This is a genomic window from Pseudomonas migulae, assembly GCF_024169315.1.
Taxonomy (GTDB): domain Bacteria; phylum Pseudomonadota; class Gammaproteobacteria; order Pseudomonadales; family Pseudomonadaceae; genus Aquipseudomonas; species Aquipseudomonas migulae_B.
Map to the genome: position 1 here is coordinate 4343131 of NZ_JALJWR010000001.1, position 14073 is coordinate 4357203.

General features: G+C 62.3%; 14 protein-coding genes. All 14 read right to left on the reverse strand.

Annotation, left to right across the window (positions count from 1 at the left end; translation table 11 throughout):
* Nucleotides 1-15 precede the first annotated feature (15 nt).
* The 14 genes from J2Y86_RS20020 to J2Y86_RS20085 are packed head-to-tail and all read right to left on the reverse strand — an operon-like array spanning nt 16 to nt 13980.
* Nucleotides 16-1242, reverse strand: coding sequence for a beta-ketoacyl-ACP synthase (locus J2Y86_RS20020; protein WP_253435295.1), 1227 nt, complete (start codon nt 1240-1242; stop codon nt 16-18).
* Nucleotides 1242-1970 carry a 3-oxoacyl-ACP reductase FabG gene (gene fabG / locus J2Y86_RS20025; protein ID WP_253435298.1) on the reverse strand — a complete coding sequence of 243 codons (729 nt, stop codon included), beginning with the start codon at nt 1968-1970 and terminating at the stop codon, nt 1242-1244. Before fabG ends, J2Y86_RS20020 begins: the two co-directional genes overlap by 1 nt.
* Nucleotides 1963-2427, reverse strand: a complete 465-nt coding sequence (locus tag J2Y86_RS20030; protein WP_253435301.1) for a hotdog family protein — start codon at nt 2425-2427, stop codon at nt 1963-1965. Before J2Y86_RS20030 ends, fabG begins: the two co-directional genes overlap by 8 nt.
* Nucleotides 2424-3620 carry a beta-ketoacyl-[acyl-carrier-protein] synthase family protein gene (locus tag J2Y86_RS20035; protein ID WP_253435303.1) on the reverse strand — a complete coding sequence of 399 codons (1197 nt, stop codon included), beginning with the start codon at nt 3618-3620 and terminating at the stop codon, nt 2424-2426. Before J2Y86_RS20035 ends, J2Y86_RS20030 begins: the two co-directional genes overlap by 4 nt.
* Nucleotides 3617-4222 (reverse strand): hypothetical protein, encoded by a 606-nt coding sequence (locus J2Y86_RS20040; protein ID WP_253435305.1) that lies wholly within the window; start codon nt 4220-4222, stop codon nt 3617-3619. Before J2Y86_RS20040 ends, J2Y86_RS20035 begins: the two co-directional genes overlap by 4 nt.
* Complete coding sequence (locus tag J2Y86_RS20045) at nt 4222-4947, reverse strand: class I SAM-dependent methyltransferase (protein ID WP_253435308.1); 726 nt, start codon at nt 4945-4947, stop codon at nt 4222-4224. Before J2Y86_RS20045 ends, J2Y86_RS20040 begins: the two co-directional genes overlap by 1 nt.
* Nucleotides 4944-6191 carry an NAD(P)/FAD-dependent oxidoreductase gene (locus tag J2Y86_RS20050; RefSeq protein WP_253435310.1) on the reverse strand — a complete coding sequence of 416 codons (1248 nt, stop codon included), beginning with the start codon at nt 6189-6191 and terminating at the stop codon, nt 4944-4946. The genes J2Y86_RS20045 and J2Y86_RS20050 overlap by 4 nt, the downstream gene beginning before the upstream one ends.
* Nucleotides 6178-7335, reverse strand: a complete 1158-nt coding sequence (locus tag J2Y86_RS20055; protein ID WP_253440381.1) for a sodium:proton antiporter — start codon at nt 7333-7335, stop codon at nt 6178-6180. The genes J2Y86_RS20050 and J2Y86_RS20055 overlap by 14 nt, the downstream gene beginning before the upstream one ends.
* Entirely contained in the window at nt 7335-9674 is a 2340-nt protein-coding gene (locus tag J2Y86_RS20060) for an MMPL family transporter (RefSeq protein ID WP_253435312.1), read from the reverse strand. The genes J2Y86_RS20055 and J2Y86_RS20060 overlap by 1 nt, the downstream gene beginning before the upstream one ends.
* On the reverse strand, nt 9658-10362 hold the full coding sequence (locus tag J2Y86_RS20065; protein ID WP_253435316.1) for an outer membrane lipoprotein carrier protein LolA: 705 nt from the start codon (nt 10360-10362) through the stop codon (nt 9658-9660). The genes J2Y86_RS20060 and J2Y86_RS20065 overlap by 17 nt, the downstream gene beginning before the upstream one ends.
* Nucleotides 10359-10784, reverse strand: a complete 426-nt coding sequence (locus J2Y86_RS20070; protein ID WP_253435319.1) for an acyl-CoA thioesterase — start codon at nt 10782-10784, stop codon at nt 10359-10361. The genes J2Y86_RS20065 and J2Y86_RS20070 overlap by 4 nt, the downstream gene beginning before the upstream one ends.
* Complete coding sequence (locus J2Y86_RS20075) at nt 10777-12321, reverse strand: HAL/PAL/TAL family ammonia-lyase (protein ID WP_253435321.1); 1545 nt, start codon at nt 12319-12321, stop codon at nt 10777-10779. The genes J2Y86_RS20070 and J2Y86_RS20075 overlap by 8 nt, the downstream gene beginning before the upstream one ends.
* Nucleotides 12302-13249, reverse strand: coding sequence for an LpxL/LpxP family acyltransferase (locus J2Y86_RS20080; RefSeq protein ID WP_253435324.1), 948 nt, complete (start codon nt 13247-13249; stop codon nt 12302-12304). The genes J2Y86_RS20075 and J2Y86_RS20080 overlap by 20 nt, the downstream gene beginning before the upstream one ends.
* Nucleotides 13246-13980: a glycosyltransferase family 2 protein gene (locus J2Y86_RS20085; protein WP_253435327.1), complete on the reverse strand. Its 735-nt coding sequence runs from the start codon at nt 13978-13980 to the stop codon at nt 13246-13248. The genes J2Y86_RS20080 and J2Y86_RS20085 overlap by 4 nt, the downstream gene beginning before the upstream one ends.
* Nucleotides 13981-14073 lie beyond the last annotated feature (93 nt).

The window sequence follows — 14073 nt, forward strand, 5'->3', positions numbered from 1 at the left end:
CGTGCATTGCTTCGATTACGACCAACGCTTGAAAATCAGCGAAGTATTAACCCCACCAAACGCAAAATTATTGTTCATCACATACTGATTACTCATCTGCCGAAACTCACCGCGCAGGTAATCAAGCTTGCCGCAATGCGGATCAACCTCATCAAGATTGAAGGTGTGCGCGTACAGGTCGCTGTTCATCATTTCGATGCTGAACCAGGACTCCAGTGCACCGCACGCACCAAGGGTGTGGCCGAGAAAACTCTTCTGCGAACTGATCGGCATGTGTTCGCCAAACAAACTGCTGGTCGCCAGTGTTTCGGCGATGTCGCCCTGTTCGGTCGCCGTGCCGTGACCATTGACGTAGCCAATGTCCGACGGCTGCAACCCGGCGTCTTCCAACGCCAGTTCCATGGCCCGGCGCATGGTGGCTTGTTCCGGACGCGTGGTGTGCTGGCCGTCGGCGTTGCTGCCGAAACCGACCAGTTCAGCGTGAATATGCGCGCCGCGAGCCAGCGCGTGTTCCAGCTCTTCAAGCACCAGCATGCCGCCGCCTTCACCGATCACCAGCCCATCGCGACCGCTGTCGTAGGGGCGTGGGGACGTCTGCGGCGCGTCGTTTTTCAGGCTGGTGGCGTATAGCGCGTCGAAGACCATGGCTTCGGTGGGGCACAGCTCTTCGGCGCCGCCGGCAAGCATCAAGGGCAGACGGCCGAACTTGATCGATTCGTAGGCATAACCGATGCCCTGACTGCCGCTGGTGCAGGCGCTGGAGGTCGGGATCAGCCGGCCGGTGAGGCCGAAGAAGATGCTGATGTTCGCCGCCGTGGTGTGCGGCATCATGCGCACGTAGGAGTTGGCGTTCAGGCCTTCGGCCACGGAGTTGAGCAGCATGTTGCCAAACGCCTTGATCTCGTCGGTGCTGCCCGTGGAGGAACCGCAGGCGACACCCATGCGGCCGTCCTTGATCGACTCGTCACCGAGCAAACCCGCATCGGCCAAGGCCTGCTCCGCCGCGCCGACGGCCAGGCGCGAAACCCGGCCCATGCTGCGCAGTTGCTTGCGGGTCCAGTGGCTCGGCACCTTGAAGTCATCGATGGGCCCGGCCAGGCGCGTGTTGAGTTCGGTAAAGCGATCCCACTCGTCCATCCGGCGGATGCCGCTGCGGTTGGCCGCGAAGTTGGCGGCGATGGTTTTCCAGTCGCTGCCCAATGAGGTGATGCCGGCCATGCCGGTGACGACGACGCGCTTCATCAGCACAGGCCTCCGTTGACGGCCAGAACCTGCCGGGTGATGTACGACGCTTCCGCCGACATCAGGAAATTCACCGCGCCGGCCACCTCTTCCGGGGTGCCCATGCGTTGTGCGGGAATCATTTTCATCAGTTCTTCCACCGGTACGTTTTCGTCGAGCATGGCTGTGTCGATCAGGCCGGGTGCGACACAGTTGACGGTGATTTTGCGCTTGCCCAGTTCGATCGCCAACGCCTTCGCCGCACCGATCAAACCGGCCTTGGAGGCGCTGTAATTGACCTGTCCGCGATTGCCGATCAACCCCGAAACCGAAGTGATACAGACAATTCGCCCGGCTGCGCGGCGACGGATCATCGGCATCATTACCGGGTGCAGCACGTTGTAGAAACCGTCGAGGTTGGTGCGCATCACCACATCCCAATCATCCTCGCTCAGCGCAGGAAAAGCACCGTCGCGGGTGAGGCCGGCGTTCAGCACCACGCCGTAATAGGCGCCGTGGCTTTCCACGTCGGCTTCGAGAATGGCCTTGCAACTGGCGCGGTCGGACACATCGAATTGCAGGATGCGCGCGGTGCGGCCCAAGGCTTCGACCTCGACCTTCACGGCCTCTGCCTCCGCAAGCCCGCTGCGGCAGTGCAGCACGATGTCATGCCCGGCCTGGGCCAGACGCAACGCAATAGCGCGGCCGATGCCACGGCTGGAACCGGTGACCAGTACGGATTCAGTCATGGCTGGCTCCTTGGGATTCATGAAGGTATTGAGCGGCCTGAGGCGGGCGGAACACGTTCAGACGAGCGGTAGCGTGAATGCCGGGGGCGTTGATGTGGCATTCGAACACGCCCATGCCGTTGTCGTCTTCCAGCGAACGCAGCCCGTGGATGGTCAGCTCGGTGCCGACGGGAAAATGTTCGACATTGCATTCAAATTTACGGGTGCCGAGCAGGAAGCCCAGCTCAACCGCATCACCCCGCTGGCGCGCATGGCAACCGGCGAAGGCGGCCACGCTCTGCGCCATCAATTCGATGCCGACCCACGCCGGCAGGCTGCCATCGGGCCGGTTGAACAGGCCATCGGGCTTGACGGTGAGGCGGGTGTGAATCTGCTCGTCATCGAACGCCAGGATCTGATCGATCAGGATCATGTCGCCAGCGTGCGGCAGCAGTTCGGCGAGCGGCCAGTCAATCATGGGGCGTCTCCGATAATCAGGCTGACGTTGTTGCCCCCGAAGGCAAAGGAATTGCTCATCAGGTAGCGAGGTGCAATGGACGCCAGGCGATCGGCCGGGGTCACCCAATTCAGGGCCGGCAGTCCGGGGTCGGGCTGGCCGTCCCAGACATGTGGCGGCAACGCATGGTGTTGATTGTCAGCGCTCAGGCTCAACCAGCAGAACGCCGCCTCCAGCGCGCCGGCCGCACCGAGGGTGTGACCGGTCATCGGTTTGGTCGATGAGCAGGGTACGCCGGCCGGGAACAATGCCGACACCGCCAGGCTTTCCATGGCGTCGTTGTGCTGGGTGGCGGTGCCGTGCAGGTTCAGGTAACCGACCTGTTCAGATTGCAGGTTCGCCCGGACCAAGGCTTTGCGCATCGCCTGCAGGGCGCCACGGCCGGTCGGTTCCGGAGCGGAAATGTGGTGCGCATCGGAGCTGGCCCCACTGCTCAACAGAGCAATCGACGGTTTGTCGCCAGCCACTTTAGTCATCAGGAACAGCACGGCGGCTTCGCCGATGTTGATGCCGTTGCGATTCACCGAGAACGGGTTGCAGCGTTGTTCGCTGACGGCTTCCAGCGCCGAGAAACCGTTGAGGGTCAGTTTGCACAACGTGTCGACGCCGCCGCACAGCACCGCGTCGCACAAGCCCAGATCCAGCAGGCGTTGGGCACTCATCAGCGCCCGGGCGCTGGAGGTGCAGGCGGTGGAAATCACATAGGCCGGGCCACTGAGTTGCAGCCAGTCGGCGAGAAAATTCGCCGGCGCGCCGAGTTCCTGTTGCTGATAGTCGTATTCGGCCGGAAACTGATGCTCGCGGATGTAATGAGCCAGCCCGCGACTGGCTTCATCGATGCCGGACGTGCTGGTGCCGAGGATCACGCCGATGCGGTCGCGGCCGTACGTCTGGATCGCTTGATCGATGTCGTCGTGAATTTGCAGCGCCGCTTCCAGCAGCAATTGGTTGTTGCGGCTGCTTTGCTTCGCCAGTTGCGCCGGGATCGGCGCCAGTTCGCCGCGCACCGCGGCTACCGGCAACGAGCGCTCCGGCACCCAGCCGGCTTCGCTGCGCATGCCAGAGCAGTCACCGGCAAACAGATTGCGCGCGACTTCCTGCTTGTTACGGCCCAAGGCGCAGATCACCCCGAGGGCATTGAGGTAAGCGGTCATGGCGTCTCACCGGACAGGGGCGTGACTAGATACTTCGGACCTTTGGGCAGGTTCAATTCAAAGCTCAACGGTTGTGAGTAACGGACTTCCCAGTGCGACGGCAGGAAGCGTTGTGCGCCATGCTGCCAGGCTCCGGGATAGTTGCCCTGCAATTCATCTTTGGGTGTGAGCGCAAACAGCAACGCGGCGAACAATTCACGGGCTTCCGGATTCGGTGGCAGCAAGCCGTCGGCCTGCCATTTGCCGTCGATCAGTTTCTGGCGTGCCTGTGGAATGCCCAGCAAGTCCATCATCGACCAGCGAATACCCGGGCCTTCACGGGCAATCACCAATACCCAATCCTGACGCTGGCCGTCCAGCAAACGTTGGATGTGCAGTTGCTGTGGCAACGGCAGGTTCGGGGTTTGCTCGGGCAACGGCGCGTGGCTGGTGCAGGCGGTCAGTAGCAGGACCGCGCCGAGCAGCAAAAGTCTCAGCATCACCGCAGACCTTGTGGGAACGGGCTTGCTCGCGAAGGCGGCCTTGCATTCAACATTTATGTTGGCTGACCCACCGCTTTCGCGAGCAAGCCCGCTCCCACAAGTTTGAGTTGCACTAAACATTACACAGCACCTTCAAGCGGTTTGCGCGCCACCACATTGACCAGGGTTTCTTCCCGTTGGCCAACAGGTTTTGGCTGGCGCAGACCAAAGCGTTCAAGCAGGCCGAAATCCTTGGCGCGACTCCACCACAAGTATGGATAAGACACATTTTGCGCGCTGAATTCGAACCCTTGGCGACGAATCATTTCAAGGTACTCGGCGGCGCTCTTTTGCACGTGCATCGGATGGCGGAACAACCAGCGAATCACCCAGGTATCAATGTAAGCCTCGGTGGATTCGGCGAACAGCAGATAACCACCGGGCTTGAGCACACGGTAGAACTCGGCCAGTGCCTTTTCCTGTTCCACCAGATGGTGGAAGGTCTGGTGACAGAACAACAGATCGACACTGGCATCCGGCACGGCAAGCGTGGCGCAGTCGCTGCCGATCAACTCCACGTCCATGCCTTGGCGCGCGGCTTCTTCACCGCTCAACTCGAGGCTGTGCGGGTCGGCGTCCACGCCGATCAGGCGCTGTGGCGCAAAGGTCTCGCGCAGGTACTGGAACGACTTGCCCTGACCGCATCCGGCATCAAGCAATACCGGGTTGCCTGGCAACGGTTCGCTGAACAGGCCGCGCAGGTCATTGATCGCGACGCGCAACACATGGTGCTGCCAGGTGTGACTGCGCAGGAACCAGAAACCGAACCGGGTCTCTTCGACGTAGTTTTCGCTCAAGTAGCTCAAGAGGCAGCACTCGCGCAAATTTCCGAGAGCATGCGCAACCGGCGCTTGGCTTCGCTGACGAACGGATTACGCTCGTCCCACGCATAACCGGCCAGGATCGAGCTGATCATCCGGCGAATATCCTCAGAACCGCCCTCGTGATAAATCACATCCTGGAAGGTCCCGGCGTACCAGCCTTCGACATAGCAACGGAACGTATCGACGCCACGCTTGAGCGGTTCGGCGAACTCGGTCTGCCAGTCGACGCTCTCCCCCTGCAACTGACGGTGCAGAACACCGGCGGCCATGCTCGCCGAGCGCATGGCGATGGTCACGCCGGAGGAAAACACCGGGTCGAGGAATTCCGCGGCGTTGCCGAGCAGTGCAAAACCAGGGCCGTGCAGGGTTTTGACGTTGGCCGAGTAGCCGCCGATGGTGCGCGCCGGCGTATCCCACACGGCGTTTTTCAGCACGCCGGACAGGCTTGGGGTTTCAGCGATGAACCCACGCAGGCACGCGTCCAGATTGTCCACGCGGCCTTCATAGTGTTCGGCTGCCGCGACAACACCCACCGAGCAACGGCCGTTGCTGAACGGAATGGTCCAGAACCAGATATCGCGCTGGGTCGGGTGGGTGGTGATGAGGATCTTTTCCCGTTCGAATGTCGGGCTGTCGATATGGTCTTCGATGTGCGTGAACACGGCTTGGCGTACGGGAAAGTTCGACGGTGCTTCAAGGTCGAGCAAGCGGGGCAGGACACGACCGTAACCGCTGGCATCGAGCATGAAGTCAGCTTCGATAGCGTACTCGCTGCCGTCTTCACGGCGCACGCCGAGCTGCGGTTTCGCCCGGTCGACATCGACGCTGATGATGGCTTCGCCGTAGCGGATTTCGACGCCCTGCAACGCGGCCTGATCGGCCAGCAGCTTGTCGAAGTCGGCGCGCTGGACCTGGAAGGTGGTCGGCTTGCCGTGGCTGAACGTGTCGCCGAAATCGAAAGCGCTATAGCGCTCGCCCCAGGCAAATGCGGCACCGTTCTTCATCTGGAAACCGGCTGCGTTGACGGCATCGAGCATGCCCGCTTCCTCGACGAAATCCAGGCAGTGCGACAGCAGGCTTTCGCCGATGGAAAACCTTGGGAAATGCTGGCGCTCAATCACCAGGACGTCATGTCCTTTGCGCTTGAGCAGCGCGGCGGCAATGGCGCCCGACGGGCCGGCGCCGATGATTACTACCTGACGACGTTCCATTTCAACGATTGGCATGGGGGCTCCTTGCCGGGACGGCAGCTTTCAAGGGGATTCGATGCATGCCGACCAATGCCGGCAGCAGTGTCGCGATCAGGCCCATCAACATCAACGCGAAGTACAGCGGCGGGCTGATGAGCTGTTGTTGCAGCAGCAGGTTGAGAAAGACGATCTCACTCAAGCCGCGAATATTCAGCAGCACACTTTCGCGCCAGCGACTGGCGCCGGCGAACGAGGCGCCGGCCCAGCCGAGACCCAGCCAGTTGCCCAGCAGTTTGCTGGCAATCGGCAACAGCAACAGTGCGGCCAGTTGCGCCCAGCCAAGGCTGTCCATGGCGCTGTGGACATTGATCTGCACGATACCGAACGTGAGGATCAGCGGGATCGCGATCCAGGTCTGCAAGCGATTCATCCAGATCGCCGGCACCGGCAACACCAGCGGCACCTTTAGCGCGGCCATGCACAGCAGATAACCGATGCCGACAATCAGCGCATTGAGTTTGTAGTGCTCGGCCACCACCAGCAGCGCGAAGAAACAACCGCTGTACAGTCGAGGCTGGCGCAGGCCGAGAACCCGCAGCAGCAAGGGCACACACGCGCAGGCCAGGGGCAGCAGCAGACTGCTCAGGTGCAGGCTGCCTTGGGCAATGGCGAACAGCGTCCAGCAGATGAGATCGATCAGGATCGCGGTCTGCACCAGTCGCCGGGTGGCGCTGGACGGGTAACCGATATGCCGTAAGTACAGATACAACACCGGGATCGCGGTGATGGCGAACAGCAAGCCCACCGCCAGCGAACTGATCCATGGCTGTGGCGGCAGCCACCAGATCGCGGTGGCGAGGCCGCAGGCAAACGGCACGCAGAAACTCGGCAGGGCGATTTTCAGGCTCTGGCGATCGAGTCGCAGATCGATCACGTCGCTGAGGATGTAGCCCAGCAATAGCGCGAAACTCAGGCTGTAGAGGTTTTTCAGCCAGATCGGTGCGACCAGCGTTGCGCCGCTCAACTGCCAGTGGGGTTCGATCCAGAAGTACATCAGCAGTGGCAGAACGACGGTGGCCAGCAGTAGCTGGCTGACGATCGGGATCATGCCGAAATGACGACCGACCCGCGTGGCCACGGCGAACAGCGCCAGGGCCATCACCCAGAACAGGACGACCATCACGCTGCCGACTCCGCGACGCGGGTCGCATGGACTTGTCGCCCGGCCCACGGCGCGAGCAGGAAGCTGAACGCCAGGCCCAGGCTCACCGACAATCCGAAGTTGCTCACCGCCGGTGTACTGGACACCGCCAGCAAACCGAACGACAGCCAGGTGGTCAGCGCCGCCAGCAAGGTGCCCAGCAGGCTCACGGCGGCACCGCCGACCTGTTCGCGCATGAGGATCGCGTAATCGACGCTGATCGCCGTCACCAGCAGCAGGCCGAACAGGCTGAACAACGTCAGCGGCTGTCCGAGCCAGCCGAGACTGGCAAGGCTGCACACCGCCGCCAGCAGCGGCAGCGAGACGATTCGCAGCGCGCCGCCGAGGCTGAACGGCAGAATCAACACCAGCACGATCAGCACGCAGGAGGCGAGTTTCAGTTCAGCGGCGCTGATCTGCGTCTCGGCGAAAACCTTGTTCAATTCACCCAGGCGATCCACCAGTTCCACGCCCGGCAAATCCAGCGCTTGCACCCGAAGCAGCGCGGGGTTGTTCAGGCCTTGCAGACTGACCACCGCCGCCACGCCGTCCTCGGTCGGGCCCAGCCACAGTGTGCGATAGGGCTCGGCCAACGGACCGGTCAGCGCGCTGTCGATGTCTTCAACAGGCAATGCCTGCAACTTCGCCAGCTCGGCTTTCAGTGCTTCAAGCGGCACGCCGACGTCGAGTAGCGGTTGCCAGAATGGCGGCAACTTGTTCAGCGCTTCGCGTACCTGATCTTGCTCGCGGGGCTGACTAACCAGTTGATTGAGCGACAGGTAGCCCTGGAGTTTGTCCAGGTTGACCAACTGATCCAGCCGCTCGCTCAGCGCGGTTTGGCGTTCGAGCAGTTCTTGCTGATTGGCGGCCCGCACCAGGAAGAACTGGCTGGTGGGTTGGTAGCCGGTGATGCGTGCGATGGTCTGGGCTTCGTCAGTCAGTTGCTGCGGCGCGCCGACCCATTGGCGAATGTCGTTTTTGCTGTCGAGCTGCAACAGGCCACCCACGCAAAAGGCGATCAGCAGCGCCAGTAGCACCGGCGTTCGCGTAATCCTGAGCAGTGCTTCACGACGATCCAGCAAATATTCGGACACCCGCAGAGGCCACTGCGCCGGGCGCAAATCCACACCCTTGAGCAGCGCGGGCAGCAGGCACACGGCGGACAGGTACGCGCCGAGCAGGCCGGCGGCGGAGAACACGGCGATCTGGGTCAGGGCCGGGAACGGCGTCCAGGCCAGCGCGAGGTAACCGATGCAACTGGTGATCAGGCTCAGCGTCAGGCCCGGCAATGTCAGGCGCAACGCCGGCCAGCTGTGCCAGGGTTTCAGGCTCCAGCTCTTGGACAAATAGTGCAGCGGGTAATCGACCGCGACGCCGATCAGGCTGGAGCCGAGCACCAGTGTCATCACATGCATATGGCCGAACAGCGCCACACACGCCACCGCGCCGAACAGCATGCCCACCAGCACCGGGACAAACGCCAGCAACACCCGCAACCGACGGAAGGCCAGCAGCAACAGCAACAGAATGCCGACGGTGGCGCCGCCGCCCACCCAGGTCATTTCCCGGGTGGCTTGTTGTTGACCGGCGGCTGCGTAGAGCAAACCGCTGGCGGCCAGCAGTTGCACATCGCTCTGGGCCGCTTCTTCGCGGCTGTGCTTGAGCAGTTCGGCCACTTGCAGCGGCAGGTTCATGTCAAAGGCATTGCCGGTGGTGCGCGCCCGCAGCAACACCCAGCTCTTGCCGTCGGCATCGGCGACCAGCGCGCCGCTGCCGATATCCAGTTGTACCGAGCCGTGTTGCGGCTGGCTGTTCTGAATGCGCCCGGTCAGGCCCAGCCAGTCGTCCTGGCTCGGCACCAGGCTGAAACCGGTGAACGGGTCGAACAGCGCTTGCACCCGTTGCTGAATGAACGCGTCGGGGTGCTCGATCAGTTGCTGTCGGTCCGTTGCCGAAAGCATCGCCAGGCGACCTTGCAGCAATTGCGTGCGCAGCGCTGGCAAGTCGGCTTGCAGGGTCCATTGGACTTTTTCGAACAAACCGCTGGCTTGCCACTGCTCGCCCAGTTTCTGCGCCATGGCGACGGCTTGCTGACGATCCTGGTGACCGACCAGCACCAGCATTTCGCGGTTCAGCGGTTCTTGCATGCGTTGTTCGGCGCGCAGTTCCAGCGCGTCCGGTGCCGTGCCCGGCACCAGTTCCATCAGGTTGGCCGACAGCGGTGCGCCGTCGCGCCATTGCCAACCGGCGAGCGCAAGCACGGCCAGCAGCAGGATCAAAAACAGGCGTGGAAGCGCGCGTTCACTCGGCAAAGTCATGTTGCTCCGCGTCGCTCAAGGGTTGGGTGCTGGTGCTGTCCTGCATGTGCAACAGGGTGCTGTCGCCCTGGGTTTCCAGCAACTCGATGCTGTGCACCAGTTCGCCGCCGGCAATGTTGATCTGATTGAACACCTGCTTGAGCAGCAGCGAGCGCGGGATCAAGGTCAGTTTCCAGTTCTGTGCATCGCCGCTCAGGGACAGTTCGAAGTCCCGTTGCAGGCCGCTGCTGTCACCTTGCAGCACGGCGAGGAACAAGCGGTTCTGCTCGGCACCGGCACTCTTGCTTGGCAACATCTGCCACCCGCTGGCGTCACGCCGCGCAATGCCTTTGGCGGTGATGCGGTAATCCTGTTGCAGCGGCGTTTTCAGCAGCCAGAGCAGGCCGTGGTTTTTCGCAAGAACGAAGGTGCCCTTGCTGGTCAGCGGCTGGGGCAGGGCGCGCAGGTGTTTTTCCTGGATGAAGTGGCCGTGGATCACATCGGGTCTGGCCAGTTGATCGCTGAGTTGTTGCAGATCGAAGGCGTTGGCCAGCCCTGGAATGCCCAATAACACGCAGAACACTGTAGGAGCGAGCTTGCTCGCGAAAAGCCTGAGAGCGCCGCGGGGTTTCAGGTGCCCAGCGTTATCGTTAACGACCATCGCGGGCAAGCCCACTCCCACAGGGGAACGGCGGGGGCAGAAAATCATGGCAAGGCCCTCTCGACGGCATCGGTGAAGATCTTGGGCGAGGCCAGTTGCATCTCACGGCTGCTCATGTCGACGGCGACCTGTACGGAACTGGCCCGGGTCAAACGTTCACCGGTTTCCAGATCGCTGATCAGGTAATTGATCTTCAACCGGTTCTCCCACTCCACCAGATTCGCCCGCACGTTCAGCTTCTGGCCGAACACGGCGCCGCGCACGTAGCGCAATTGCAGGTCGATCACCGGCCAGGCGTAACCCGACGCGACCATGGCGTCGTAGTTGTGGCCGAGCTTGTCCAGCAGCGCGCAACGAGCGATTTCCAGGTATTTGACGTAATGGCCGTGCCAGACGACGTTCATGGTGTCGACGTCAAAGAACGGCACGAGGATTTCCGTATCGGTGTGAAGCACTCCCTTGCTACGCATGCAGCCTCCAGTGTTGTTCGGCAATCCGTTTCAGGCACAGGCGCAATTCACCTTCCAGTGCGCGGTCTTCGATGACCGGCGGGAAGTCCTTGGCCAGCTCTTGGTGCATGGTGGCGAGGGCCGGTGGCAAAGGGCGGGCGTCCTCGGCTTTGCTACGCAGCCACACGCCCTGATTGGCGGCGAGCAGCGTGGCGGCGGCGACCTGTTCGGTCAGCTCCAGCACACGAATCGCATCGCGGGCGGCGATGGTGCCCATGCTCACCTTGTCCTGGTTGTGGCATTCGGTGGAGCGCGAGAACACGCTGGCCGGCATGGTGTTTTTCAGCGCTTCGGCGGTCCAGGCGCTGGTGCCGATCTGCACGGCTTTGAAGCCGTGGTTGAGCATGGCGCGATCCGCCGTGGCGCCGGACAGATTGCTCGGCAAGCCATGGTTGTAACGCTCGTCCACCAGCAGTGCGAGCTGACGATCGAGCAGGTCGGCGACGTTGGCCACCAGGTTTTTCAGGCTGTCCATGGCGAACGCGATGTGGCCGCCGTAGAAATGCCCACCGTGCAGCACTCGCTCGGCTTCGGCGTCGATGATCGGGTTGTCGTTGGCGCTGTTGAGTTCGATCTCGATGAACGAACGCAGCCAGTTCAGGCTGTCGGCCAACACGCCGAGGACGTGGGGGGCGCAACGCAGGGAATAGCGATCCTGCAGACGATGCAGTGGCGCGGTCGGCGCGTCGATCGCCAGATCCTTGCGCAGCCACGCGGCGACTTGCATTTGCCCCGGATGCGGTTTGGCGGCGAACAGGCGTTCGTCGAAGTGTTCCGGGTTGCCTTGCAGCGCGACCACGTTCAGCGCGGTGATGCGGGTCGCCAGTTGCAGCAGGTAATCGGCGCGGGCGTAGGCCAGGCAGGCGAGGCCAGTCATCACGGCGGTGCCGTTCATCAGTGCCAGCGCTTCTTTCGGACGCAGAACCAGCGGCTCCCAGCCGAGCTCGCGGTGCACGTCGGCAGCCTGGCGGCGTTCGCCACGGAACATCACTTCACGCTCGCCGGACAAGGTTGCGGCGACATAGGACAGGGGCGTCAGATCACCGCTGGCGCCCACCGAGCCCTCTTCCGGGATCAGCGGCAGGATGTCGTGTTCGAGGAACGCTTGCAGGCGTTCCAGCAATTCCACGCGCACCCCGGAAACGCCGTGGCACAGCGACTGCAAACGCGCCGCGAGCACCGCTCGCGTGGCCTGGGCGTCGAGCAGTTTGCCCAGCCCGCAACCGTGGAACGTATACAGATGACGCGGCAACGCCTCAACGTGATGCAGCGGCACCGCGACCACGCAGGAATCGCCGTAACCGGTGGTCACGCCATAAATCACGCCTTCCTTGTCCAACAGGGAATCGAGGAATCGCGCGCCCTTGGCGATACGCTCGCGGTACGCAGGGTCATCCTGCAACTGCGTCGGCACCTGACGGTTGGCCAGGGCCAGCACGTCTTCGATGCGCAAAGGGAGTTCGCCGAAGGTTACCGGCTCAAGCGTTGGCGTCGTCATCGGTCTTCCAGAAAGGGTAAAAGTTGAACCATTGTTGAGGGGCTTCAAGGCAATAGTGACCCAAGCGTTCGGCGTAGCGGGAAGCCCACTGATGAATGACCTGTTCGCGGTCGCTGCGCTTCCAGGTGATCGCATCGGCGAAGGGCTCGAGGGTCAGTCGGTAATCGCCGTCGGGCTTCTTCAGGCACAGCAGCAGGTTGACCGGGCATTTCAACAGCCCTGCCAGCAGCCATGGCCCTTGCGGAAACTTCGCCGGATGGCCAAGGAAATCCACGGTCACGCTGCGCCCGCCGTGCAACGGCACGCGGTCACCGGCGATCGCCAGCCACTCGCCGCGTTCCAGGCGCTCGTGCAGTTGCAGCATGATCACCGGGTCCAGTTCGCTGACCTGAATCAGCCGCAGATTGGTCGCACCGGCTTCACCGAGCAAACGGTTGAACTGCTCGGCGTGCTTGGTGTGCACCAGCACGTTCATGGTGACCTTTTCGCCGATCTCCGCCAGCGCACGGCAGACTTCGAGGTTGCCCAGGTGGGCGCCCACCAGCAATTGCCCGCGGCTGCCACGCAGCTGATTGCGCAGCAACGCCGGGTCGATGATTTCGATCTGTTCGATGCTCAGTTTGCCGTTCCATACGTCGAGCTTGTCGAGCATGGAGTCGGCGAAGGCCATGAACTGGCCGAACACCCGCCAGTGGCTCGGGCGCAATTCGCTGCGAGCGCTCCAGTCAGCGAGACGTTGCTGGTATTGCCAGGCGCTTTTGCGGGCGCTGCGGCCGAACAGGAAAAAGTACAACACGATGCCGTACAGCAGCGGACTCAACAGTCGGCGGCCGAGTACTTTGGCACCGAACGCGGTGAGCTTCATCAGCCAGAAACTGCCGCGCTCCTGGCGGTCGGCCCAGTGTTCTTTGTCTGCGTTGCTGCTCATGCTCGCCACCGTCGCCAGAGGATCACCGGGGCCCGCAGCAACATGCCGAAGAACAGCCGGGTGTGCATGCTCGAAATCAGCACATTGTCGTGGAACATGCGGAAGTGTGAGACGCCGTCCAGCGGGTAATGCACCTTGGTGGGCAGCCACTCCATCGGCTGATTGCGCCAGGCCAGGCGCACCAGAATGTCCGAGTCGAAATCCATGCGCTTGCCGATCTTCGCCGAGTCGATCAACGCCAGGGTCGGCGGCAATGGATAGACGCGGAAGCCGCACATGGAGTCGCGAATCTGCAGTGACAACGTGTTGATCCAGACCATCACGTGCGTCAGGTAGCGGGCGTACAGGCGACCTTTCGGCACGCTGGCGTCGTACTGCGGATAGCCGCAAATCACCGCACGCGGGTGGGCGCGTGATTGTTCGATGAACGTCGCGACGTCTTGCAGGTCGTGCTGACCGTCTGCATCGACCTGCAGGGCATGGCTGAAACCCAGGCGCGAGGCTTCACGCAGGCCGGTCATGACCGCGCCGCCCTTGCCCTGATTGGCGGCGAGGCGGATCAGGTAAACCATCTCGCGCCGGGCCAGTTGATCGAGCACCGCCGCGCAGGATTGATCACTGGCGTCATCCACCAGAATGCACGGCAAGTTGCTTGCGATCACTGCGTCGACCACGGTAGTGATCGCGGTTTCGTGGTTGTAGACCGGAATGATTGCGCAGGGGTTATGCATCTTGGGTTTCGTCCGTAAGACCGAGGCGCCTGCATCGCGAGCAAGCCCGCTCCCACATTGGATTCGTGTCGTGCACAGATCGTTCGTCTGGGC

Coding starts and splice junctions, on each gene's coding strand:
- J2Y86_RS20085 (WP_253435327.1), bottom strand. CDS start 13,980: ATGCATAACCCCTGCGCAATCATTCCGGTCTACAACCACGAAACCGCG.
- J2Y86_RS20080 (WP_253435324.1), bottom strand. CDS start 13,249: ATGAGCAGCAACGCAGACAAAGAACACTGGGCCGACCGCCAGGAGCGC.
- J2Y86_RS20020 (WP_253435295.1), bottom strand. CDS start 1,242: ATGAAGCGCGTCGTCGTCACCGGCATGGCCGGCATCACCTCATTGGGC.
- J2Y86_RS20035 (WP_253435303.1), bottom strand. CDS start 3,620: ATGACCGCTTACCTCAATGCCCTCGGGGTGATCTGCGCCTTGGGCCGT.
- J2Y86_RS20030 (WP_253435301.1), bottom strand. CDS start 2,427: ATGATTGACTGGCCGCTCGCCGAACTGCTGCCGCACGCTGGCGACATG.
- fabG (WP_253435298.1), bottom strand. CDS start 1,970: ATGACTGAATCCGTACTGGTCACCGGTTCCAGCCGTGGCATCGGCCGC.
- J2Y86_RS20070 (WP_253435319.1), bottom strand. CDS start 10,784: ATGCGTAGCAAGGGAGTGCTTCACACCGATACGGAAATCCTCGTGCCG.
- J2Y86_RS20055 (WP_253440381.1), bottom strand. CDS start 7,335: ATGGTCGTCCTGTTCTGGGTGATGGCCCTGGCGCTGTTCGCCGTGGCC.
- J2Y86_RS20075 (WP_253435321.1), bottom strand. CDS start 12,321: ATGACGACGCCAACGCTTGAGCCGGTAACCTTCGGCGAACTCCCTTTG.
- J2Y86_RS20050 (WP_253435310.1), bottom strand. CDS start 6,191: ATGCCAATCGTTGAAATGGAACGTCGTCAGGTAGTAATCATCGGCGCC.
- J2Y86_RS20040 (WP_253435305.1), bottom strand. CDS start 4,222: ATGTTTAGTGCAACTCAAACTTGTGGGAGCGGGCTTGCTCGCGAAAGC.
- J2Y86_RS20065 (WP_253435316.1), bottom strand. CDS start 10,362: ATGATTTTCTGCCCCCGCCGTTCCCCTGTGGGAGTGGGCTTGCCCGCG.
- J2Y86_RS20060 (WP_253435312.1), bottom strand. CDS start 9,674: ATGACTTTGCCGAGTGAACGCGCGCTTCCACGCCTGTTTTTGATCCTG.